Below are 1,034 nucleotides of genomic sequence, written 5' to 3' on the forward strand. Positions count from 1 at the left end.
GGACAGAGGGATTCAACCTCGACTTCCACGCCATCCGCCACCACGGCGCCGACACCGTACTGGAGAAACACTACGTACCGCGCCGCTCCCAACGCACCCGCGCCGTGCTCACCTTCTTCGCCCAAGACCACGCCTCCACCGAGATGGTCTACGCCAACGCCGAACTCACCAAAACCGAACAGGCCCGCGAAATCCTCGCCTTCGCCGACTATTGGCATGCCGCCACCGGCGAAGACCCCGGCCTACTGGTGTTCGATTCGCAGCTGACCACCTACACCGTGCTGGGCGAACTCACCGACCGCGGCATCGGCTGGCTCACCCTACGCAAACGTGGCAAAACCGAAATCGAACGCCTCCAAGCACTTCCCGCCAACCGATGGAAGACCGTCACCATCACCCGACCCGGCCGCCACCGCCGCCCGCAACTGCACGAAGACATGATCACCCTCAAAGGCCTCGCCGCCAAGGTCCGCCAGATCGCCGTACGCAACATCGGCCGCGACGAGCCCACCCTGCTCATCACCAACGACCTCACCACCGCGGGCAAGGACCTGTTCGCCCGCTACGCCGAACGGATGAGCATCGAAAACGAACTCGACGCCTACATTTCCGGCTTCCACCTCGACGCATTATCTTCCGGGGTGCCGCTCAACGTCGACCTCGACACCACGCTTACCGTCATCGCCGGCAACCTCTACCGCCTCTTCGCCCGCAACCTCACCCGCTACGAAACCGCCACCCCCGACACCATCTGGCGTCACTTCCTCGACGACGACGGCACCCTACACATCACCGACAACGGCGTCACCTGCGCGCTGCGCCTACGCAGCCACCACCCCCAACTCATCGACGCCGGCTACGCCGACCTCAAGACCCCGATCCCCTGGTGGAACAACCGAACCCTACAGTTCACCTTCCCACCCCGATAAACTGCCGACCGGCCGAAAACCTCAATACGATTACCGCACCGGGAATCGAGGTTAGCCGGCGAGCGCCTGCAGCGGGGCTCCGGTGACGACCCGGCTGGGTTGGCC

The 1,034-nt window shown here is 64.3% G+C and carries 1 protein-coding gene; it reads left to right on the top strand.

Features of this window, described 5'->3' with window-relative positions:
- Window positions 1-929: hypothetical protein (locus F6Q13_RS17815; RefSeq protein ID WP_293059397.1), on the top strand; the 929-nt coding region annotated here is incomplete at its 5' end.
- Window positions 930-1,034 lie beyond the last annotated feature (105 nt).

The sequence above is a fragment of the Mycobacterium sp. genome (assembly GCF_008709575.1).
In the GTDB taxonomy this organism is placed as follows: Bacteria; Actinomycetota; Actinomycetes; order Mycobacteriales; family Mycobacteriaceae; genus Mycobacterium.